We start from the raw sequence: 21,955 nt of genomic DNA on the forward strand, positions 1-21,955 counted from the left end.
AGTGATGAAACGAATCTCTATTCAATTCGGATTTTATTTTCTAATTGTCACACTTTTAATCGAAAGCGTTCTATTTATTTTGCTCTATTATAGCCTTGTCAACAATAGAGTAAATGAAGAAATGACCGCTTTATTAAAGCGTGGAAATAGTCACCGAGATGTTCTTGAAAAATATTATGACAAGCAAACAATCTCCCATGTCGCTTTAATGGAATCCGAAGCTGAAACAACTGTCGTTATTACAGATGCGAATAAAGAAGTATTAGCAAAATCTAACGAACTAGATACTACTATAAAGAAACATATTACAGAGATGAATACGCGGACAAATCATAACGGAGCAATTATAGAAAATCATTGGAAAACATCTAATTATATATGCACAATTAGCCCAATTGTAGTAGCAGGAAAAACGGAAGGCTATGTATATATGTTTCTCGGGACGGAATCAATCGAAGAGATGGTTAACGGGGTGACGAAACAATTTATTATTGCTGGAGTCATTACTTTCTTATTAACAGCTATTACCATTTTCCTATTATCACGTTTATTAACAAAACCATTGTTACACATGAAACAAGCGACCGAAAAAATGAGTAAAGGCGATTTATCAGTTTCATTAACGACTACTCGAAATGACGAAATTGGTGAACTAGCACAATCCATTCAAACGCTCGCAAATGATTTACATTATATGAAAACGGAACGAAGCGAATTTTTAGCGAGTGTTGCCCATGAATTGCGAACACCTTTAACGTATGTAAGAGGTTATGCGGACATTGCTTTAAAAGAAAGCACCCCTCCTGAGCAACGTTTGCGATATTTATCTATTATAAAAGATGAGTCTGATTATATTACGAACTTAGTTCAAGACTTATTTTCACTTGCACAGATGGAAAAACATAGCTTTTCTATCGACGTAAAAGAAGTTCAGTTACACTCTTTTCTTACTCGTATAACTGAAAAAGTAAACGCCATGTATAAGGAAAGACACGTTAAAGTTTCTTTTACTTGTCCTCCTTCCCTACTAGTAAACTTAGATGAACAGCGATTCGAACAAGTTATAGTGAACATTTTAAATAACGCTTATAGACATTCAAAAGAACATTCTCATATCATCATTTCTGTTACAGAAGAAACCAAACGCATTTCCATTACAATTGAAGATGAAGGCGAAGGTATTCCGCCTGAAGACCTCCCTCACATTTTCGACCGTTTTTATCGCGTTGATAAAGCAAGAACACGTGCTACAGGCGGAACCGGTTTAGGACTCTCCATCGTGAAGGAAATCATAGAACTACACGGCGGGAATATTACTGTCACAAGTAAAGTTGATTATGGGTCTTGTTTCACAATTTCATTACCATATATAAAGAAACACGACTACCACCAGTAGTCGTGTTTCTTTATGCTTTAAGATTTTACTTTATAATATAAATTTACAAATTGCCCAAAACGTTTCGTATCCGTTAAAGTTAAATGAATTTCTGGATTTTTTTCTTGAAATAACGGAACTCCAGAACCTAATATATGAGGTGTAATCGTAACAACATATTCATCAATTAGATTATTCTTAAAAAATTCTCTCAGTAGACTCCCTCCACCGACCATCCATATTTTAGATCCTTCCTGCTCTTTTAACTTTTTTACAAACTCAACTATATCTTCATTTACAAACTCTACATGTTCGTTTGAACCTTTTTCTGCATGAGAAAAAACATAACATTTTTCATTAACATACGGAAAGGTTTCCGTATGCTCTACCACATAATCGTACGTTCTCTTTCCCATAATTATTGTATCAATTGTTTCGTACATTTCTGTATAACCGTTGTCTCCCTCTCCTTCCGTTTCCATTAACCACCCTAAATCATCGTCTTCTTTCGCTATATATCCATCTAAACTAGCTGCAATAAATAAAACAACTTCACGTGACATACCTTTTCCTCCTTGCATCTCATCTTGATAACATTATGATGTAAACAATATACTAACAATAAAACATGACAATTTACGTCATGTTAAAAAAGAAAAAAGGTGATGTATTTGTCAAAAGCAAAACGTTTATTAGATATTCTTATATTTGCTTCTGCGAAAAAAACATTTACAGCTCAAGAAATAGCTGATGAATTTAATATTTCCGTTCGTACTGTCCATAGATATATTTTAGATTTAAGCGATATGGGATTACCAATTTATGCTGAACAAGGTCGCAACGGAGGATATAAAATATTAACAAGCAGCATACTTCCCCCTATTTTATTTACGGAAGAAGAAGCTGTCTCCATCTTTTTTGCATTTCAATCTTTAAGCTACTACCGAGACTTGCCTTTTAACACAGAAATCAATTCTGTTACTCATAAACTGTATAGCTCTCTACAAAATGACGCGAAAGCTAAAGTTGATACAATACGTTCTTATATCGCTTTTTGGAATCCTAAAAGGACAATTGATACCCCACTTTTAAAAGAAGTATTAACAGCCGCTATTGAAAACAAAAATCTACACTTTCAATACGAATCTAAAACAGGAATAAAAACAAAACACGTTCACCCTATCGGTGTATATGCTCACGATGGTTTATGGTATTTGCCGTCCTATGACTATGGCAGGAAAAAAGTATTACTGTATCGTGTTGATCGTATTCTTTCTATATTATCAACAGAAGAAAATGAAGATACGTTCATGAATTTAGAAGAATGGTTTGCCTCTAACTCTAACGTAATAAGCATTCCTACTCAGTTACATGTTTTATTAACGACAGAAGGCGTGCGCCAATGTAAAAGCGTTCCTTACCTTGAAGAGTTCGTTTTAATAAATGAAGACGGGACAGGATATATAAATTCAACAATTGATAAAGGTGAAATCAATTTTATTACTCCTTTATTTTATAGGCTTGGAAAAGATGCAAAAGTTTTAGAACCGAAAGAATTGATAGATGGTTTACGTATACATGCGAAAGAAATTTTACATATGTATGGGGACTAAAAAGGCGTAAGAAAAATTCTCTTACGCCTTTTCAGTATGCAGTATTTGCTCTATCGCGTCTTTTAACAATGTCTTTGTTTCTTCAAAGTCATGATTCTGCTTTTCTCCCGGTTGTACCGTATAAAACTCAGCAAATGAGCGCTCTTTATATCTTGGTACAACATGCATATGGTAATGTGTTAACTCGTTAAAGATGCCACCATTTTGACAAACTGTAATTCCGTCAGGTTTATATAATAACTTAATCGCTTTAGCAATAACTTTAGAAGCATCCATAATTGATTTTGCTACAACATCATCTAATTCATCAACTTCTACAACATGCTGCTTGGGGACGATTAAAGTGTGCCCTGGATAAAAAGGCGCATGATCTAAAAAGCATGTTACATACTCATCTTCATATACTTTATATATCATTTCTTCTTCGTTTGCTAATTTACAACCTAAACATTTCATAATACTTCCTCCTCTATTAAAAACATAAAAACGTGAGAGCCGTATTCTCACGTTTTTATGTTTCACTTCACTAGTTCAATTGTTTCCGTAACCTTTATACTATCCTTCACAGATTGAACAATTGTGCAATTTTTCACTGCAAGCTGCAACGCCTTGTCCAACTGCTCTTCTGTAATGTTTTCCGCTTTAATTTTATAGTGCAAATGAATACTTTCAACTGGTTTCGATAAAGCTTCACTTCTCCCAATTTCAGTTTCAATTGTAAACGTATCGTATGTAATACGTTTTTTCTCTAAAATTGTGCGAAAGACAATTGCACTGCATCCCGCGATAGAAGAAACGAGTAATTGTAACGGTGAATACCCATTTTCTTTTCCTATCACTAATTGACCATACGATAAATCTGCTTCTATATCATCGTGTTTGATTGTTATTTTCATGTGTTTTTTCCATCTCCACTTTCATCGGTTTCTTCCGTTTCTTACTCATATAATAATATATGTAGCAGAAAATGATAAATGGAATACCACAGTATAACGCCATTCGTTGTTCAGGAATAAACGCTAAACTAATAACAACGATACTATTTGTAATTAAAGCTAAAATTGGAACAATCGGATATAAAGGCGTTTTATACTTTAAATCCTCTAATTTCCCTCCGCCTTTGATATACTGACTTCTAAAGCGTAGTTGCGATAAAGCAATAATGATCCAACTTGATACAGCTGATAAACCAGCTATAGATAATAAATACATATATACTGTATCTTCTGCAAGGAAGCTTGTTAATAAAGATAAAGCGGCTACTGCAATCGTTACAACTAATGCTGTAATTGGAATACCGCGTTTATTTACTTTCTTGAAAGAAGTTGGTGCCATTCCTTCATTTGCAAGTGACCATAGTATACGCGTTGCTGCATATAATCCTGAGTTAGCTACCGATAATAAAGCAGTAATAATAACGAAGTTCATAATATCAGCTGCATATGGAATACCGATTTTATCAAATACAACTACGAATGGACTTTCAATTACTCCTGCTTCTTTCCAAGAAATTAATCCTACTAAAATTGTCATTGTTAAGATGAAGAATATCATAATACGCCATACTGTATTACGAATCGCACGTGGAATTGTTTTTTCAGGCTCCTGACTCTCTCCTGCTGCAATCCCGATTAACTCTGTTCCTTGGAACGAGAAGTTAACTGTAATCATCGTAAGTAATACCGCTGCCAGTCCATTCGGGAATAGCCCGCCATCACTTACAAAGTTAGAGAAAAGAGGTGCTGCTTCTTTTCCGTCATATGGTATAAATCCTAATAATGCACTACCACCAAGAACAATAAATGCAAGAATTGTAACTACTTTAATACTAGAGAACCAAAACTCTAATTCAGCATAACTTTTTGCTGAAATAGCGTTTGAAGCATATAAAATAACTCCGAATACAAGACACCATACCCAAACATCAACATTCGGAAACCATCTTTTCATCATTAAACCAATCGACGTTAATTCTAATCCTACTGTTACTGCCCATCCAATCCAGTATAGCCAGCCGATCATAAACCCTGTTCCCGGTCCAATAAACTTCGTTGCATACTTTTGGAAAGAACCTGAAACTGGCATCGCTACCGTTAGCTCTCCAAGACAAAGCATTGTTAAATACATAATAAATCCGCCCACTAAATAAGAGAGAATTGCTCCCCCTGGTCCAGCCTGATTAATAGTATAACCTGACCCTAGAAAAAAGCCCGTCCCGATTACACCACCAAGTGCGATCATAAATAAATGTCTACTCTTCATCGTACGATGTAATTTCTCATTCGTTGTTTGCTGCATCTTAATCCTCCCCTACAAATACCCCTGTCTCTTTTTAAAATTTTCTGATAATAAAAATATACACGAAAGCGGTTACAATTTCTATATAAAATTAAAACTTTTCTGATAAAACAATATAAAAATCGAATTATTGCAAGATTTAGATTCTATTTAGAGGAAAACAAGGATAAATAAGGGAAAACACTTACATATATTGTAAGCGTTAACGAAGTTCTAATCTTCTCGATAAAATTGATAAACTATAATTCACTATAAAGTACATACAAGCTACTAATATAAACGTTGGAATCATATAATTTACATTTTGTCCGCTAATAATTTGAGCATTATGCATAAGCTCGGGCAGTGATATAACAACCGCTAACGACGTATCTTTCAGCAATGAAATAAATTGACTGACAAGCGGCGGAACCATTCTTCTTAATGCTTGCGGTAAAATAATATGCCAAAGCGCTTGAACATACGTTAATCCTGAAGATCTTGCGGCCTCAATTTGCCCTTTTTCAATAGACAATAAACCGCTTCTAACAATTTCAGATATCATCGCTGCTTCAAATATTGTTAAAGCAACTATTGCAGCGGTTATAATTTCTAACTTCAATCCCGCTTCTGGAAGTGCAAAATACGTAAAAAATATAATTAAAAGAAGCGGTAAATTTCGAATAACTTCAACGATAAAACCTAGTACTTGTGAGACGACAGGTATTTTTGTGTAACGCAATGTCCCTATTACACTCCCAATAATAAAGCTAAGTACAATCGCTACGAGCGCTACCTCTAACGTTATGAGTAATCCTTTTAATAAAAAGAGGATATGATCACCTGTAATTGCTCCCTTAAAATCCATTTACACCGCCTCCTTTGCTAAGCGTTTTTCTAAATAACGCACTAGCATACTGAGGGGAATTGTTAATATTAAATAAAACATCCCGACAAATATATATACATCAAACGTAACAAACGTCTTCGTTGAAATTAAGTCTCCTTGGTACATTAAATCAGCACCGGCGATAATTCCGAGTATTGATGAGTTTTTAACTAAATTGAGAAATTGGTTTCCTAAAGGGGGGATTACGATTTTCAACGCTTGGGGTAAAACGACATGATACATCGCTTGCGTATATGTTAATCCGGAAGAACGTGCCGCTTCCATTTGTCCTTTCGCAACTGATAAAATACCAGCACGAATTACTTCTGCGATGAAAGCCGCTGTATATACCGTCAGTGCAACTGTCCCTGCTACAAAACCATTTAACGTAATTCCTATTACAGGTAAAGCGAAATAAAATATAAATGCAATTAATACGAGCGGAATATTTCTTACAAACTCTACAAAAACAGATCCCATCCAATTTAAAATACGAATAGGTGCAATACGCATTACCGCCAAAATTACTCCTAAAATAAAACTTCCTATTAATGCAATTACACTAGAAATAACCGTATATTTAAACCCTTCTAAATACATATCAATGTTATTCGTTAATATAGAAAAATCCGGCACATATTCTCCCCTCTTTCTTTACAAGAAGAGGATGAGTATCCCTCATCCTCTCATTCTTATTATTTCTTCCAGTTAGTTTCACTTTATTTTTCTTGTTTTTGACCGATCCATTTTTCATATAATTTATCGTATTCTCCATTAGCTTTCATATCTTTTAATAAACTATTAATCTCTTTTGTTAAATCATCTGCACCTTTTTGTACGGCAATTCCGTACGGTTCATCCGTGAAAATTTTCCCTACAACTTCATAATTAGAATCTTGTTTTGCCATTCCATAAAGAATTGCATTATCTGTCGTTAAAACATCACCTTTTCCTGCTTTTAACGCTGTAAATGCCTCACTGTAATTTTCAAATTCTAATACAGTCGATTCTGGTGATTTTTGACGTATATTATTTGTAGACGTTGAGCCTTTTACAGCTAACACTTTCACACCTTTTTTCACATCATCAATACTTTTAATATCGCTCCCTTTTTTCACAAGTAACGATTGCCCCGCTTTAAAGTATACATCTGAGAAATCCACTTCTTTTTTACGCTCTTCCGTAATTGTCATTGTTGCGATAATTGCATCAATATCACCATTTTTCAGCATGGGAATACGTGTTTTAGACGTTACTTCTTTCAGCTCTATTTTCTTTTCATCACCAAGAATTTTTTTCGCAAGAGCCTTCGCAATATCAACATCGAATCCTTCTACCTGTCCTGTTGAAGGATTCTTTAGCCCAAATAAATTCGTATCATTCTTCACCCCAACTACTAATTTCCCGCGCTTTTTAATTTGCTCAACAACCCCGCCTTGCTTCGTATTCGTTTCTTTCGCCTCATCTTTTTTACTTCCACATCCAGCAACGATAAGCACGAATAAACATGAGAATACAATTAAAGTAAACAGCTTTTTCATTTTAAGCATGAAATTCCTCCTTTAATGATTTAACACTCGGCTTAAAAATAGGCGCGCTCTTTCTTGTTCAGGATTCGCAAAAAATTGTACTGGTGTTGTATCTTCGATAATTTGACCGTTATCCATAAATAAAATCCGATCTGCTACTTCCCGTGCAAATCCCATCTCATGCGTGACGACGACCATCGTCATCCCTTCTTTAGCTAGCGTTTTCATAACATCAAGCACTTCTCCAATCATCTCCGGATCAAGAGCAGACGTCGGCTCATCAAACAGCATAATTTCAGGCTGCATCGCAAGTCCTCTAGCAATTGCTACCCTTTGCTGTTGTCCTCCGGATAATTGGTGTGGGTATACATTAGCCTTCTCCGGAATTCCTACTTTCTCTAAATAAAACATCGCTGTTTTCTCTGCTTCTTCTTTTGAAACTTTATTTACTTTAATTGGTGCTAGTGTAATATTTTGAAGAACTGTTTTATGTGGATATAAATAAAAATGCTGAAAGACCATCCCAATATTCCGGCGTAATTCGTTCATATCCGTCTTCTTATTGTGCACCTCTGTACCTTGTACAATTAATTCTCCATCTGTAATTATCTCTAATTGGTTTATACACCGAAGTAACGTGCTTTTTCCTGATCCTGAAGGCCCGACAACAACTACTACTTCACCCTTTTGTACTTGAAGATTAATATCTTTTAAAACTTGAAAGTCACCATAATATTTATTTACATTACGAAACTCAATCACCATACTCCCCCCTTCCCCTAACAAAGCATGTACATTCTTTTTATATTCAAAAATAGCCCCAAAAATAACTTTCACCTGCATTTTCCCCATAAAAAAAGCAAAGGGATTTCCCTTTGCTCTTTCATTTCTATTCTATTAAGATACTTCTTCTTTCTTATCTTTCCCATATTCATGCTCCCAGAAATCAGCATTTTTAATTCCTAATTCCTGCGGATCAAATACTGGATCTTTGCCTTCTTTTTTCTGCTTTTCATAATCCTTTAATGCAACTAATGCAGGTTTTTGTAATAGTAAAATCGCAATGATATTTACCCAAGCCATAATTCCTACACCGATATCGCCTAAAGCCCAAGCTGTTGCTGCTGTCTTTACACAACCGTAGAATACAGCTCCTAAAAATACAAACTTTAGTACAATTGACATCCACGGACGGTCTTTATCACGATTTAAGTACGCGATATTCGTTTCCGCAATGTAGTAATATGCCATAATTGTTGTAAATGCAAAGAATAATAGCGAGATTGCGACGAAACCGTTTCCAAAACCAGGGAATACAGATTCTACTGCTGCCTGTGTATATCCAGGCCCTGGCTGCGCACCGTTTAGTTTATTAACGATAAAGTTTTTTCCGCTTGCATCAAATACGTTATACATGCCTGTAATAATCATCATAAATGCTGTCGCTGAACAAACAAATAATGTATCAATGTAAACGGAAAATGCTTGTACTAAACCTTGTTTAGCTGGATGTGATACTTCAGCTGCTGCTGCTGCGTGTGGCCCAGTTCCTTGTCCTGCTTCGTTGGAATAAATACCACGTTTTACTCCCCAAGAAATTGCTAAACCGATAATGCCACCAAAAGCAGCTTCTAATGCAAACGCACTTCTTATAATTAACATAAATGCTTCTGGCAATTTTTCAATATTCATAGCAACAACGACGCAAGCTACTGCAATATAACCAACTGCCATAAACGGTACTACAACTTGCGCTACGTTAACAATTCGCTTTACTCCACCGAAAATGATAAGAGCTAATACGACTACTAATACAGCTCCTGATACTGAAGTATTAATTCCAAAAGCCGTTTCTAAACTTACAGCAATACTATTCGCTTGAACACCAGGTAATAAAAGTCCTGTTGCAATAATTGTTGCTGCAACGAATACTAAAGCATACCATTTAACACCTAGTCCTTTTTCAATGTAATAAGCAGGTCCACCGCGAAACTGTCCTTGATGTTTCGTCTTATATATTTGTGCAAGTGTTGATTCTACATAAGCCGATCCTGCTCCTAAAAAGGCTACTACCCACATCCAAAATACAGCTCCTGGTCCACCGAATGCAACCGCTGTTGCTACCCCAGCAATATTCCCTGTTCCAACGCGTCCTGATAACGAAAGTGCTAACGCCTGGAATGAAGAAACACCAGCTTCTGATTTTTCTCCTTGAAATGTCAGCTTCACCATTTCTCCTACATGCCTTACTTGTAAAAACCTCGTTCGAATGGAAAAATATAAACCTACTCCTAAACATAAATAAACAAGTGCAGGACTCCAAATAATACTATTTAACCAATTTACGAAAGCTTCCAACATTCCCCCTCCTTCTTTTATAAAGAATATTCAGAATATATATAAAATTATAAGTGTATACCGAATCTATAACAATATTATTTTAATAAAACAAACATATTTTTGTATAAAAAAACAAAGTATATATTTATTTTATATACTTTGTTTCACATTAAATGTATTATATATTCACAATCGCTTCGTTTTTTATAATTCTTTCATATAGCTCTTCTGATAATTTCCGGAAGTTATCTGGCATATCTTTCCCCTTAAACTTCTTTTGGAGCGTGCCGTATAAACCTATATCACGTAAACGTAAAAATAACGGTAACGATTCATACCAACTATCCGCCAGCCTGTGCTCATATTCATATCCTTTTCTTAACACTTGTAACTGTTTACGAGCAAATTCTGCCTTCTCTTCTGCAGTCCACGATGTAAATAGAACAGAGTAATAAAGAACCATTGCCAAATCATGAATGAAGTAATTATATGTCGCATCATCAAAATCAAAGATTGTTAGCTCTTTTCCATCATAATGAAAATTACCTGGATGAATATCACCATGCATAAGGCCAAATGTTTCTCTTTCAATTGGAAGAGCCTTTATTTCATCCATTAATATAGCTGCAATCTCTTTCACTTTCTCATCTTCTAATTCATTAACAATGCTACTTTCGTCCTCTTCCCACGTATCACGATAATCTGTTTTAGGATAATTCATTGTAAGACGGTGCAGTTGCCCAATCGCTTTTCCCCACGCTTCAAAGTAAGCCTCTCCCCAATAAGGTGATTCTTCTCCTTTTACTTGCTCACCTTTTGCATATGTAAATAAAGAAGCATAAAAGAAGGTCCCATCCTCTGCTACGATTTCTTCTACAAGATTTTGAGATGCTGAGTAAAGAGGTCCTGCTATCTTTGCCCCATTCTCCGCAACATATCGTAAAAAATCTAGTTCAGCTTCTACCTCTTTTTTAGAACGATGAGAAGAATGCGTTAAACGTAATACGTAATCCTCATCACCTTTATCCTTCGCCTTAAAAATATAATTCTCAAAATCACCAAGGGGGTTTTCTTTCACTGTCACATGAAATGCCTTTGCTGCTCTTGCTAAAATCTCTTTTGTAAAAACTCGTTCTACAGTTATTTCCATATTCATCCCTCCTATATATCCCTTATCTAATTCGATAGAAACGGAAAAAAGTACTGCTTTAATATTAAATAACCCAAACATAAATTTCTCACAAAAAGAAAAAATTAACAGAAGTGACTTTATGCTAAAAGAGGTGGAGATTATGGCAGAGCACAAAGAACAACAAGAGAGTAAGAACCCAAAGCATATGTTTCCATCACTTCCGGAGAACATTAATTACATTGAAAACAAACTACAAAAAGCAAATTGTGATGCTTTCGGTATCGGCAGACATCTCATCGCGTATCATCCTAAATTATGGAAGAAAAAAATTGAAATAAAGATTATGCAAAAGTAAAATTCAAGCCGGAAGTAGACATAAATATTTTGTATAGTGGTGTCTTAAAATAAAAAGATTGTATGCCCATGGGCATACAATCTTTTTATTTCGTATATCGATATACAATTGATTCATACGGCCTTAAGTTAAGCTTTGTAATATCCTTACTTGAATCTTTATAATTTGATACTACTACTTCTTGTTTCATACCATCTAATTGAACATGAGCTGGTACGGAATATGTGATTTCTTCTCCATAGAAGTTATTTATAACAAGTAATACTTCATTATTTACAGTACGTGTATATGCCCAAATCTTAGGATGATTTCCATCTAAAATAGCATATTCGCCTTCTGTAATTACATCGTACGTTTTTCTAAGTTCAATTAGCTTTTTATAATGATAAAATACAGATTCGTTATCTTCTAAAGCTTTATCTACATTAATTTCTTTAAAGTTTTCCGCAACTGCAATCCAAGGTGTACTTGTTGTAAAGCCACTGTTTATCTCTTCATTCCAATGCATCGGAGTACGCGAATTGTCACGAGATTTTTGTTTTAAAATCCCCATAATCTCTTCTGTTGATAATCCTTCTTCTAGCTTTATATCGTATATATTTAACGATTCTACATCACGATATTGTTCGATGGACTCGAAATTAGGATTCGTCATACCGATTTCTTCCCCTTGATAAATATAAGGCGTTCCTTGCAGCATGTGCATAGCTGTCGCTAACATTTTAGCTGATTCATTTCGGTACTTACCATCATCACCAAAGCGTGACACAATGCGAGGCTGGTCATGATTACACCAGAATAAAGCATTCCATCCCCCGCCTTTTTGCATTTCCATTTGCCAATTAGACATAATTTCTTTTAATTTAATAAAATCAAAATCAGCCTTCGTCCACTTATCACCATTCGGATAATCTACTTTTAAATGATGGAAACTAAACGTCATGCTTAGCTCATTGCGCTCAGGATTTGAATATTTAATACAATTATCAATTGTCGTAGACGACATTTCTCCAACTGTAATTACATCTTTACCTTCAAATACATTTCGGTTCATCTCTTGTAAATATTCATGGACGCGCGGACCGTCTGTATAATATTTACGCCCATCACTTGTTGCAGTGCTGTCGTCATCGTTTAAGAAACGTTGGTCTTTTGAAATTAAGTTAATAACATCAAGGCGGAATCCTTTTACCCCTTTATCAAGCCAAAAGCGCATCATATCATATACTTCTTCACGAAGTTTTTCATTTTCCCAATTTAAATCAGCTTGCGTCTCATCAAATAGATGTAAAAAATATTGCTCTGTCTTCTCATCGTACTTCCAAGCCGATCCACCAAACTTAGACTGCCAATTATTTTTTTCATCACGCCAAATATAGTAATTACGATATGGGCTATTTTTATCTTCCTTCGCTTCCTTAAACCACTTATGCTCCGTCGAACTATGGTTTACAACGATATCGAGCATAATTTCAATGTCATGTTCTTTTGCTTTTTCTAGAAGCTCTTCAAACTCTTCCATCGTTCCGTAAGATGGATCAATACTGTAATAATCACTTACATCGTATCCATTATCATTTTGGGGTGATTGGTATATCGGTGTTAACCAAATATAATCCACTCCGAGTTCTTTTAAATAATCTAGTTTCTCTGTAACTCCTTTTATATCACCGGTTTCTTTATTGTAATAACTATTAAAGCTCTTCGGATAAATTTGATAGACTACACTTTTATGCCAATCTTTCATACTTAACTTCCTCCTACTTCTGTTTTACTCTTTTTGCAAATAACCATGTTAACGTAAATGGAATTACAACTGCGATCATCATTCCTACAATAAACATTGGAATCGATTTCGGAATGATAGAAATAAATGCTGGTAATCCCCCAATTCCGATAGCAGGTGCTAATACACCATTTAACGTAATAAATATCGCTGCCACAGCAGATCCTATAATCGCTGCATAGAATGGGAATTTATTGCGTAAGTTGACACCAAACATCGCTGGTTCTGTAATACCAAAGTACGCTGAAATTGCTGATGTCGATGCCATGCTTTTATCATTTTGATTTTTAGAAATCCAGAACATTGCAAGTGCGGCACTACCTTGTGCAATGTTAGAAAGAGCGATCATTGGCCAAATAAATGTACCACCGTGTTGTGCAATTAATTGCAAATCTATGGCAATAAACATGTGATGCATACCTGTAATGACAAGCGGTGCATATAATGCTCCAAATAATACTGCTCCAACTACTGGTACTGTTTCATATACGCCTACTAATCCAGCTGTTAATAAATCTCCAATATGACGTGTAACCGGCCCAATAATTCCTAATGCTAACACACCTGTTACAACAATCGTTGTAATTGGTACAACTAATAATTGAATTGCATTTGGTACATGTTTCTTTAAAAAGATTTCCACTTTACTTAATACGAATGCCGCTACTAAAACGGGTAAAATTTGTCCTTGATACCCTACCTTCTCAATTTGGAACAGTCCTAAAATATTGAAATACTCAATCTTTTGTCCCTCTAAACCAGTCGCTGCTTTTCCATAATCCCATGCGTTTAATAAGGCCGGATGCACAAGCATTAAGCCCATAACAATCCCTAGTATTGGACTACCACCAAAGCGCTTCGTCGCTGACCAACCGACAAGCGCTGGTAAGAATACGAATGCTGTATTCGCCATCATATTAATTAAATCCCAAAGCCCGCCTAAGTTTGGATAAACATCTAATAAATTTTTACCATCAAAAAATAAGTCCTTTGCCCCTAATAGATTGTTAATCCCCATTAGTAACCCAGCCGTTACGATCGCTGGCAATATCGGCATAAATACATCCGAAAATACTTTTACAAACTTTTGAACTGGATTTAACTTTTGATTTCCGGAGTCTTTCACGTCAGCTACTGTCGCTTCCTTCATACCTGCAAGCGTTATCAATTCAGCGTAAACACGATCTACGTCCCCTGGACCGATTACAATTTGAAATACCCCAGCGTTATGAAACGCTCCTTTCACTAATGAAACAGACTGTAATTTATCATTATCTATTTTACTTTCATCGTTTAAAGCGATACGGAGTCTCGTTACACAGTGCGCAGCTTGTTCAATATTGTCTTTCCCACCAATATACTGCAACACTTCCTCTGCTGTTTTACGATAGTCTTTCCCCATATTCCCGTCCCTCTTTTCTTTTTTTGATACCGTTTACACTTACATATTAACTCGTATATATAAGTTAGTCAACACTCGTATATACGAGTTGGTGGTTTTTTATAAAAAAAAGAGATGAAACAATATTTTGTTCCATCTCTTTACTTTCTCCGCGCCACATCCGAAAAGTGAAAAATATCTAAACGGTGGCGTGATTCTGTATATTCGAACTGACTCCCATCGTACAAGTGTGTAAAGTTTTTCACAACGACAATATAGTCTGTTCCATTTAAATCTAAATATTTTCTGTCATCCTCTGTACATGGTTGTACTTCAATTACCCTCTGTGAATAACTAATATGTAGCCCTAGTTCTTTTTCAATGTATTTATAAATTGATGCAGTTGCGATTTCTCGCGTTAACCCAGGAATATATTCAGATACAAAATGATTTATATCTAAAATTACTTTTTCTCCATCAATATTTCGTACACGTTTAATATGATCGATTTCGGTTTTTTCTTTCACATTTAACAGTTTTGCAACCTCTTTTGTCGCTTTTGCTTTCTCTATTTCCACGACTTCTGTAATACAATGACGTCCTAAACGTTCATTTTCTTCTTGAAAACTTACAATACCACCAAAGTTAAATTCAATATTTTTGCGCTTTAATACAAAAACACCTTTTCCGTGTATTTTTTGAACATATCCACGCTCTTGCAATAAATCTACCGCTTTTCTTACAGTACCTCGGCTTGCCTCATACTGCTTCATTAATTCTGTTTCTGATGGGATTTTGCATCCCTCTTTTAATTGTTTATTATCAATAGACTTACTGATTTCTGTATAAATTTGTTCATACTTACTCATCATCTACAATAACCCCTTGTCACCTTCTAATTCTATATGTATTATACCACGCTACACTCTTCTGCCAATCTCTCACTTATTTTCCAGTACAAGAAAAATATAGGTAAATATTTAATCGTCAATACGTATTTTTATAAATTTTTTCATATTTTTCTTTTCATTCAAAAAAACATGTAGTATACTAACTTCAAAATCAGAGGAGAAAGGGAGCAAAAAACTATGCTTACTTATACAACTGTAGTTACATTTGCACAAAAACATCATCATCATACGTAACCCTTGAAACCTAGCGGAAAAATTACGCGTAGGTACAAGGGTTATTCCCGTTGTACCTACGTTAGGCGAAGAGCCATGTAGGTATTTTTTATCTACATGGCTCTTTTTTTATTACCAAAAAAGCTAGTAAAAAATGATGTTTACGCAAAACTTACTACAAAGGAGTTAACAAAAATGGAAACGAAAAAATGGGGATTATGGATTTTAACAGCTTTTGTTATCGGGAATATGGTTGGCGGTGGCGTGTTTATGCTCCCAGCAAATTTAGCACAAGTATCAGGTCCAATGGGTTCTACACTCGCATGGAGTATTACAGGACTTGGTGTATTTATGATTGCACTCGTATTTGGAAATTTAGCAATTCGCAAGCCAGAATTGAAAGCTGGACCACAAAGTTACGCTCAAGCAATGTTTCCTTCAAAAAAAGCGGGTAAAGTTGCAGGATATAGTATGGCATGGGGATATTGGGCTGCGAACTGGGCTGCAACAGCATCTGTAATTATTTCTTTTGCAGGATATTTATCAACCTTCTTTCCTGTTTTGCAAAGTAAGCAAGTTCTCTTTTCAATAAATGGATTTTCACTAGAGGTCGGAAAAGGATTAACTTTCATCGTGTGCAGCCTTATGTTATGGGGAATTCAATATATTCTTTCTCAAAATATTGATCGCGCTGGAAATATGAATCTTCTTGCTACCATTGCAAAAATTATTGGATTTACAATGTTTATTGTAATTACATTATTCATTTTCAATGCCTCTAATTTCGGAGATGGTCAAACATTTATGAATGAAGCTGGACAATCTATCTCGTTAGGTGGACAAATCAATTCAGCTGCTATTGCAACACTTTGGGCGTTTATCGGAATTGAGTCAGCGGTTATGCTTTCAAATCGTGCAAAATCACAACGCGATGTGAAAAAAGCTACGATTTTCGGTCTAATTATCGCTCTTGTTATTTACATGGCAATTACTTTACTTACAATGGGAGCTCTTCCACAAGATGCTTTAAAGGAATCTCAAAAACCATTAGTTGACGCATTAAATTTAGCGATTGGCAATAAAGGCGCATATATAATGGCTTTGCTTGCACTTGTATCTTTATTTGGATCTACCGTTGGCTGGATCGTTGTAAGTTCAGAAGTACCTTATCAGGCAGCAAAAAATGGACTTTTCCCTAAGTTTTTCGGCAAAACAAATAAAAAAGGCAGTCCTTCAAAATCATTATTTATTACAAATGTGATGACGCAAATTTTCTTATTTTCAACGATTTCTGGTACTGTTTCAGAAGCATATAATTTCGCTATCGTCGTAGCAACATTAGCGTATTTAATTCCATACCTTGTTTCTACCTTGTACCAATTAAAATTAGTTATTACAGGTGAGACGTATGATATACTGCCAGGATCTCGAGTAAAAGATGGAATCATTACTATACTGGCATTGGTATACTCCCTTTGGGTTATCAAAACGGGAACTGCTGATTTAAAAACGTTCTTCTTAGGAATTGGATTGTTTGTATTGGGTCTGATTCTTTACCCAGTACTAATGAAAGACTCACAAAAAAAGAATTAAAAAAAGAGAAGCTTCTGGCTTCTCTTTTTTATTAAAAATCTGTAATTAACTTTTCTTTTAACTCTCCTACAGATAAAGGTTTCGCATAATAAAATCCTTGTACGTAATCACAGCCCATGGATTGTAATAAACTTTCTTGTTCTACCGTTTCTATCCCTTCAGCAACCACCGCTAAATTTAAACTATGAGCAATTTCAATAACTGATTTTACAATTGTTCGTTCTGGTTGTGCGTGATCGTAATGAAATTCACGAATGAAATTACGATCAATTTTTACGATATCAAGTGGGAGTTGTTTTAAATAATATAAAGAAGAATAACCCGTTCCGAAATCATCTAAAGCAATTAAAATACCCATACTTCTTATTTCTTGTAATGTAGCGATAATATAATCAAAATGGCGAACAGCAATACTTTCTGTTATTTCTAAAATTAAACGATTCGGAGGAAAACCTGTTCTTCTTAAAATACTACGTACAGACAAAATAAAACGCTTTTGCATTAATTGTTGTATCGATAAATTAACAGATAATCTTAATCCGTCTTGGTACTCTGGCAATGTTTTAAACAATCGACATGACTTTTCTAATACCCAGTCGCCTAATTTTATAATAAGTCCACACTCTTCAGCTATAGGAATAAATTCACTGGGAGAAATAGGTCCTTCTTCTGTCGTACAACGTACTAAAGCCTCAATCCCAGTATATTTCTTCGTTTTCAAATCAATGATAGGTTGTAATGCCACGTCTAATTCTTCATCACGAATTGCCTTTTGCAAAGCAAATTCAATTTTCATTCTACGATTTATTTTTGCACGTAACTCATCTGTAAAGAAACACGCAGCGTTTCTCCCCTGCTCTTTCGCACTATACATAGCTAAATCCGAATTTTTCAATAGTGTTTCCACATCTTGTCCATCTTGTGGATATGAACAAAGTCCTAGACTAGCTGAAATGTATACTTCATGACCTTCCAGCATAAATGGTGCCTGAAAACATGACAATACAGATGTCGCTAGCTGCCTCATCTCATCTTGTGTATGATGGTTTGTTAACAGTACAAATTCATCTCCACCAAGCCTAGCCAGAACATCTTTCTCTCCTAACACATAATGCAACCGTGAAGCAACTTCGCTTAAAAGTAAATCTCCTATCATATGACCTAGCGTATCATTTACTAATTTAAAACGATCCAAATCAAAGTAAATCATACCAAATTCTATGTTTTCTGCAATCAGCTCGTTAACAGTCGTTATTAACTGTAAACGGTTCGGTAAGTTCGTTAAAGCATCATGATACGCAAGTTCTCTATAACGACTTTCACTTAACCGCAATCTTTGTTCTGCTTCTTTTCTACTACTAATATCATTTCGGATCGCAATAAACTGATATGGCTCTCCTTTTTCATTTAAAAATGGAACAATTGTTGTTTTAACCCAATAATATGTACCATCTTTTGCTCGATTTCGAATCTCACCTCTCCATACTTTTCCATTCGAAATACGCTTCCATAAATTTTGAAAAAACGCTTTCGGATGATATCCTGAGTTTAAAATACGGTAATCTTTTCCTATTAACTCTTCTCTTTTGTATTTGGAGATTTCACAAAACTTATCATTTACATATGTAATAAGACCTTTTCGATCTGTAATTGCAACAATTGAAGACTCATCTAATGCTAACTTTAAATCTCGCAACGAAGAGTCATATAATGCATGACCTCTTTGTTCTAGCATGCGCATCTCTCCTTGCTTCCTATCTGACTAAAACACAACTTGTTTCTCTTCATAGAAATAGAGATATTTCATTTTCTAATAATGGCCCTTTACATAAACCACGTTTTGAAATAGACCGATTAAAATAACATAATATTATTTGTAACAAAAAGCAATATAATATCATTTCAATTATATATAGTAGCTTCTTCTCTCTCTAATTATCTCATATTATTATACCGCATTCATTTAACCTGCTCTATGTAACTTCTATGTCTTACTAATTCTGCTCGTACCTAATCTCTTTACTTGCATGAATAGTAAGTCGTAAATCTAAATGCCCAAAATATAAATCGGCATCTATGTTTTTGAATTATGATAATAAAATATTAACATGTTTTGACCTTTATTTTGGAAGTATTTTATAAATAAATACAGTATTAAACTAAAAAAAGAGGATCACCTCTTTTTTTAGTTTAATACTGATATGGTATTTGCTGATAACCTGGGTATGGTGCTGGATATGTTACCGGGTACGGTGCTGGATAATAGCCACCACTTGTTGCACCTGTTAATGCGCCAGCTGTAAGTCCTCCTAATACTCCACCAGCAAAACTCCCTGGGAAAAATCCGCCGCCCCATGAGCCACCGCCCCAGCCATTACCGTGATGGTTATGATGGTTATAATGATCGTGTCCGCCATAGTGATTATGTCCACCGTTATGATGGTGCCCCCCATGATGATTACGATAATACACTCCGTTATGTTCTATATAGTTCATTTTTTCCCCTCTCCTTTTCAATTTTCTCACCTTAATAGGTGTTGTATGAATAATATGGATCTTGTTGATAACCTGTATAGTAAGAATAATCCTAGTAATATGGATAACTATATCCCCCATATCCAAAACCCGGGCTTAGTAATGCACCTGCTACAAATCCAGGAAAGAAACCACCGCCAAAAAACGGTGAGTGTCCAAAACCACCCTGGAAGCCCCCGTGACCGAATCCTCCAATTGGACGACCATACATTTTATTCAACTCCTTTTTTATATAAAAACGTCACAATATACTGTATGTAGGACAAATGCGGAGAGTATAGGGAAATACCTACATTTTGTAAAAAACACAAAACACTTTATAATAAAGATGTAACATTACATCTCCTATTTAAAAAGTCTATATTTAAGAAAGATTAGAGGAATTATATAAAAATGAAGAAGCCTATCGTTCAATTATTATTAGTATTTACAATTGTATCTATCGTTCTTTTACTTTTAAATATATCGGCTATTTCGTTATATACATTTGTCGGTGTTCTATGGTCTATCACAATCGTAGGGATTTCATTCGTTATTTTTATCGAAAATAGGTCTCCCCAAAGCACATTAGCTTGGTTTTTAGTATTAGCGCTTCTACCTATTATCGGTGTACTTTTATACTCTCTTTTCGGACGTAGCCGATGGAGAAGAAAAAAACATCTCCATCGTTCAGAAGAGCAAAGAAAACTATTCCGTGAAATTTTAGAAAGAAGACGATTAGAATTATCTCTTACAGTTCCATTACAAGAACGTTCTATACATTTAACAGAAGTCGTACAAAAATTTGGAGGCGGTCCTGCCGCTGATAGAACAACTACAAAACTTTTAACAAACGGAGATCAAACATTTTCAGAAATTTTACAAGCTATCGAGCATGCAAAACATCATATACATATTCAATACTACATTTATAAATCTGATGAGATTGGTACAAAAGTACGAGATGCTTTAATACAAAAGGCAAAAGATGGTGTTATTGTACGCTTCCTTTATGATGGACTGGGAAGTAATACTTTAAGAAGACGCTTTTTACAACCTATGAAAGAAGCTGGAATTGAAATTGTAGAATTTGATCCTATTTTTTCAGCTTGGTTACTTGAAACGGTCAATTATCGTAACCATCGAAAAATCGTTATTGTAGACGGAGAAATCGGTTTTACTGGGGGACTCAACGTCGGTGATGAATATCTTGGCCGTTCAAAAAAATTCCCTGTTTGGCGTGATAGTCATTTAAAAATAGAAGGAAAAGCATTGTATAAATTACAAGCAATCTTTCTGGAGGACTGGCTCTATGCCTCTAGTGGATTGAATACGTATTCTTGGAAACAATTTATGAATAGACAATACTTCCCTGGCAAAGAAATTTCAAATGCAGAAGGTGCTGTTCAAATTGTCGCAAGTGGGCCAAGCTCAGATGATAAAAGTATTCGTAATACATTACTAGCTGTTATGGGCTCTGCAAAAAAGTCTATTTGGATCGCTACACCATACTTTATTCCAGATCAAGAAACTTTAACATTATTACGCTTAAGTGCAATTTCCGGCATCGATGTACGCATTTTATATCCAGGTAAAAGTGACAGCATCATTAGCGATCAAGCATCTCAATCCTATTTCACTCCACTTTTAAAGGCTGGTGCTTCCATCTACAGTTATAAAGATGGTTTTATGCATGCGAAAATTGTACTCGTTGATGATAAGATCGCAACAATTGGAACAGCAAATATGGATGTACGTAGCTTTGAATTAAATTATGAAATTATTAGTGTACTTTATGAATCAGAAACCGTTCATGATATTAAACATGATTTTGAAGAAGACTTTAAGCATTCCACTGAAATTAAATGGAACTCGTTCCAAAAAAGAAGTATCAAAAAACGAATATTAGAGTCTTTCATGCGACTCATTTCTCCTTTACTATAAGCAATCAATATAATATTGATTGCTTTTTCTTTTCCATTTCCCCTCTCTCCTTTTCTTTGCATACCATATAAAAACAAGTTATCATAAGATGTATTACTTTATG

Annotated in this window: 20 protein-coding genes and 1 pseudogene; 5 read left to right on the forward strand and 16 right to left on the reverse strand. The window is 35.0% G+C overall.

The annotated features are described in order from the left end of the window. Positions 1-4: 4 nt before the first annotated feature. On the forward strand, positions 5-1,396 hold the full coding sequence (locus MR065_RS17030; RefSeq protein WP_242214492.1) for a sensor histidine kinase: 1,392 nt from the start codon (positions 5-7) through the stop codon (positions 1,394-1,396). Between the two features lie 17 nt (positions 1,397-1,413). Here the strand turns inward: MR065_RS17030 and MR065_RS17035 are convergent, their stop codons facing one another. Beyond that, positions 1,414-1,938 carry a dihydrofolate reductase family protein gene (locus tag MR065_RS17035; RefSeq protein WP_242214493.1) on the reverse strand — a complete coding sequence of 175 codons (525 nt, stop codon included), beginning with the start codon at positions 1,936-1,938 and terminating at the stop codon, positions 1,414-1,416. A gap of 108 nt (positions 1,939-2,046) precedes the next feature. On the opposite strand from MR065_RS17035, the gene MR065_RS17040 reads away from it, so the two are divergent. Then, on the forward strand, positions 2,047-2,988 hold the full coding sequence (locus MR065_RS17040; RefSeq protein ID WP_242214494.1) for a helix-turn-helix transcriptional regulator: 942 nt from the start codon (positions 2,047-2,049) through the stop codon (positions 2,986-2,988). 21 nt (positions 2,989-3,009) lie between these two features. Here MR065_RS17040 and MR065_RS17045 read toward each other — a convergent pair whose 3' ends face one another. The 9 genes from MR065_RS17045 to MR065_RS17085 form a co-directional block, all read right to left on the reverse strand. Next, positions 3,010-3,495 (reverse strand): HIT family protein, encoded by a 486-nt coding sequence (locus tag MR065_RS17045; RefSeq protein WP_242214495.1) that lies wholly within the window; start codon positions 3,493-3,495, stop codon positions 3,010-3,012. Positions 3,496-3,506: 11 nt separating this feature from the next. After that, the gene (locus tag MR065_RS17050) at positions 3,507-3,884 is read right to left on the reverse strand and encodes an OsmC family protein (RefSeq protein WP_242214496.1); all 378 of its coding nucleotides are present in this window, start codon (positions 3,882-3,884) and stop codon (positions 3,507-3,509) included. Beyond that, positions 3,859-5,286: an amino acid permease gene (locus MR065_RS17055; protein WP_242214497.1), complete on the reverse strand. Its 1,428-nt coding sequence runs from the start codon at positions 5,284-5,286 to the stop codon at positions 3,859-3,861. The genes MR065_RS17050 and MR065_RS17055 overlap by 26 nt, the downstream gene beginning before the upstream one ends. Positions 5,287-5,488: 202 nt before the next feature. Beyond that, complete coding sequence (locus MR065_RS17060; RefSeq protein WP_097905286.1) at positions 5,489-6,133, reverse strand: amino acid ABC transporter permease; 645 nt, start codon at positions 6,131-6,133, stop codon at positions 5,489-5,491. Beyond that, the gene (locus MR065_RS17065) at positions 6,134-6,790 is read right to left on the reverse strand and encodes an amino acid ABC transporter permease (RefSeq protein ID WP_242214500.1); all 657 of its coding nucleotides are present in this window, start codon (positions 6,788-6,790) and stop codon (positions 6,134-6,136) included. Between the two features lie 83 nt (positions 6,791-6,873). Beyond that, on the reverse strand, positions 6,874-7,704 hold the full coding sequence (glnH, locus tag MR065_RS17070) for a glutamine ABC transporter substrate-binding protein GlnH (protein WP_144492511.1): 831 nt from the start codon (positions 7,702-7,704) through the stop codon (positions 6,874-6,876). A gap of 12 nt (positions 7,705-7,716) precedes the next feature. Continuing rightward, complete coding sequence (locus MR065_RS17075; protein WP_242214501.1) at positions 7,717-8,445, reverse strand: amino acid ABC transporter ATP-binding protein; 729 nt, start codon at positions 8,443-8,445, stop codon at positions 7,717-7,719. Positions 8,446-8,580: 135 nt separating this feature from the next. Beyond that, a complete protein-coding gene (locus MR065_RS17080) occupies positions 8,581-10,041 on the reverse strand; it encodes an alanine/glycine:cation symporter family protein (RefSeq protein WP_242214503.1) in 1,461 nt (486 codons plus the stop codon). Positions 10,042-10,201: 160 nt separating this feature from the next. Further along, positions 10,202-11,173, reverse strand: coding sequence for a phosphotransferase enzyme family protein (locus tag MR065_RS17085; protein ID WP_242214504.1), 972 nt, complete (start codon positions 11,171-11,173; stop codon positions 10,202-10,204). Positions 11,174-11,393: 220 nt separating this feature from the next. On the opposite strand from MR065_RS17085, the pseudogene MR065_RS17090 reads away from it, so the two are divergent. Beyond that, positions 11,394-11,563, forward strand: a pseudogene (locus tag MR065_RS17090) (Ger(x)C family spore germination C-terminal domain-containing protein); the annotation flags it as partial. Between the two features lie 32 nt (positions 11,564-11,595). Here the strand turns inward: MR065_RS17090 and treC are convergent. From treC to treR, 3 genes are all read right to left on the reverse strand, one after another. Next, the gene (gene treC / locus MR065_RS17095; protein ID WP_242214505.1) at positions 11,596-13,257 is read right to left on the reverse strand and encodes an alpha,alpha-phosphotrehalase; all 1,662 of its coding nucleotides are present in this window, start codon (positions 13,255-13,257) and stop codon (positions 11,596-11,598) included. Positions 13,258-13,270: 13 nt separating this feature from the next. Next, the gene (gene treP, locus MR065_RS17100) at positions 13,271-14,698 is read right to left on the reverse strand and encodes a PTS system trehalose-specific EIIBC component (RefSeq protein WP_242214506.1); all 1,428 of its coding nucleotides are present in this window, start codon (positions 14,696-14,698) and stop codon (positions 13,271-13,273) included. A 140-nt stretch (positions 14,699-14,838) separates the two neighbouring features. Next, positions 14,839-15,549 (reverse strand): trehalose operon repressor, encoded by a 711-nt coding sequence (gene treR, locus MR065_RS17105; RefSeq protein ID WP_242214508.1) that lies wholly within the window; start codon positions 15,547-15,549, stop codon positions 14,839-14,841. Positions 15,550-15,996: 447 nt separating this feature from the next. Between treR and MR065_RS17110 the strand changes: the two genes are divergently transcribed. Beyond that, complete coding sequence (locus MR065_RS17110) at positions 15,997-17,394, forward strand: amino acid permease (RefSeq protein ID WP_242214509.1); 1,398 nt, start codon at positions 15,997-15,999, stop codon at positions 17,392-17,394. A gap of 31 nt (positions 17,395-17,425) precedes the next feature. Here the strand turns inward: MR065_RS17110 and MR065_RS17115 are convergent, their stop codons facing one another. From MR065_RS17115 to MR065_RS17125, 3 genes are all read right to left on the reverse strand, one after another. Beyond that, positions 17,426-19,129 (reverse strand): putative bifunctional diguanylate cyclase/phosphodiesterase, encoded by a 1,704-nt coding sequence (locus tag MR065_RS17115; protein ID WP_242214510.1) that lies wholly within the window; start codon positions 19,127-19,129, stop codon positions 17,426-17,428. 455 nt (positions 19,130-19,584) lie between these two features. Next, positions 19,585-19,890, reverse strand: coding sequence for a cobalt transporter (locus MR065_RS17120; protein WP_242214512.1), 306 nt, complete (start codon positions 19,888-19,890; stop codon positions 19,585-19,587). 91 nt (positions 19,891-19,981) lie between these two features. Further along, complete coding sequence (locus MR065_RS17125; RefSeq protein ID WP_242214514.1) at positions 19,982-20,140, reverse strand: hypothetical protein; 159 nt, start codon at positions 20,138-20,140, stop codon at positions 19,982-19,984. 182 nt (positions 20,141-20,322) lie between these two features. On the opposite strand from MR065_RS17125, the gene MR065_RS17130 reads away from it, so the two are divergent. After that, positions 20,323-21,852, forward strand: a complete 1,530-nt coding sequence (locus tag MR065_RS17130; RefSeq protein WP_242214516.1) for a cardiolipin synthase — start codon at positions 20,323-20,325, stop codon at positions 21,850-21,852. Positions 21,853-21,955 lie beyond the last annotated feature (103 nt).

It is taken from the genome of Bacillus cereus group sp. BfR-BA-01383, assembly GCF_022663495.1.
GTDB lineage: Bacteria > Bacillota > Bacilli > Bacillales > Bacillaceae_G > Bacillus_A > Bacillus_A cereus_AU.